Origin of the sequence: Acetobacter sicerae (assembly GCF_011516765.1) — a bacterium.
In the GTDB taxonomy this organism is placed as follows: Bacteria; Pseudomonadota; Alphaproteobacteria; order Acetobacterales; family Acetobacteraceae; genus Acetobacter; species Acetobacter sicerae.
On sequence record NZ_JAAABN010000062.1, the window covers coordinates 1 to 1,787 of the forward strand.

The following is a 1,787-nucleotide window of genomic DNA, read 5'->3' on the forward strand; positions in this document are numbered from 1 at the left end:
CCCGCCGCCAGAAGCAGAATATCGTCAATATTCCAGATCGGGCTCCTGTGGGATGACTGAATTCTACAAAATGACCCGAAATTGCCTCAAGTGTGAGAAATCCGCGTCGAGGCCTGAATTTCCGGCATGGGACGACCAAGAAGAAAGCCCTGCATTTCATCACATCCGTGCTCTGTCAGCATGGAGAGTTGCGCGCCGGTCTCGATACCTTCCGCCGTCACCCGCAGCTTGAGCTTGTGACTCATCACGATGATGGATTCCACAATCGTCCAGGCATTGGGATCATTGGTGATCTTGTTGATGAACGACCGGTCCACCTTCACCTTGTCGAAGGGGAAATTGTGAAGGTAGGCAAGACTTGAATAGCCGGTTCCAAAATCATCCAGAGCCACACGGACGCCGAGAGCCCGCAGATCCCTGACCAGCGCCAGCGCCTTGGGCACGTCTTCCATCAGCAGCGTTTCGGTCACTTCAAGCTCAAGACGGGCAGGCTCCAGCCCTGTTTCTTCCAGGGTCCTCATGACGACATTGACCAGATCGACACGCTGGAACTGGGTGGGAGAAAGATTGACGGCAATGCTGATATCCGACTGCCACCCGGCCGCCACGGTACAGGCGGTCTTAAGCACCCACTCTCCCAGCGGCACGATCAGCCCGGTTTCCTCAGCCAGAGGAATGAAGCGATCGGGCGGGATCATCCCGCGCTCCGGATGAGGCCAGCGCGCCAGCGCCTCAAAACCCGTAATATTCCCGGAAACATCGAACAGCGGCTGATAATAGATCTGCAGTTCATGCCGACCCAGCGCCGCGCGCAGGTCAAGCTCAAGATCGTGCCGCTCCCGAACGGCCGTCTCCATGCCCGCCTGAAATTCGTAAACCTGCCCTTTTCCTTTTATTTTCGCCTGATACATGGCGATATCAGCATTTTTCAGAACCATCTGGGCGGTCTCACCGTCGCGCGGACACAGAGCGACACCGATACTGACTCCGACGTAGACATCGTGCCCGGCCAGCGTGAAAGGCTGCCACAGACAGGCAATCAGTCTTTTCGCCAGCTGGATGGCATCATCCACACTGGCCACCGAACGCAGGACGATCACGAATTCATCGCCACCCAGTCGGGCGAGGTAATCCGCATCCCGCAGCTGTGCCTGAAAGCGGACAGCCACTTCCTTGAGAAGCATATCGCCTGCGTGGTGCCCCAGAGAATCGTTGACGGCCTTGAACCCGTCGAGATCCAGCCCGAGCACCGCCGCCTCCGCGCCATTCCTGAGAGCCTGTTCAATGACCTGCCCCAGCACATTCTCCAGTCCCCGACGATTGGGGAGAGATGTCAGCGTGTCATGCATCGCAAGATAGCGGATGTAATCTTCCGCCGCCTTGCGTTCCGTCACGTCACGGATGGCGACGACCGTGGCCTGCCCATCGACGTAAGGCACTTCCCGGGACAGCACTTCCACGGGAATGCGTCGCCCCGCAGGCCCCAGAAGTTCAAGCTGCTCAGGCGCTCCCACCCGGTCAGCCAGCGCGGAAGCCGTATCCTTTTTCTCTCCAAAACCGCCCGCAAACAGATCAGGCACTTTCAGAAGCTTGATGTCATTCAGATCCAGCCCGGTCATTTCAAGAATGCTCTGATTGGCGTCCATCACCACATTGTCACGACTGATCAGAATGCCCTCGACGCGGAAATCTCACAGAAGGGTTGTACATCGGGTTAGATTATGAAAAAGTCTGTTTTGTAGAAAAGAAATTTTCGTAAGCTATAAGAAAACCCGATGCAGACAGAG

At 56.5% G+C, this 1,787-nt stretch carries 1 protein-coding gene; it reads right to left on the minus strand.

Annotated features, from left to right (window positions below; translation table 11 throughout):
* Positions 1 to 86: 86 nt before the first annotated feature.
* A complete protein-coding gene (locus GVI59_RS18525; RefSeq protein WP_338422130.1) occupies positions 87 to 1,673 on the minus strand; it encodes a putative bifunctional diguanylate cyclase/phosphodiesterase in 1,587 nt (528 codons plus the stop codon).
* Positions 1,674 to 1,787 lie beyond the last annotated feature (114 nt).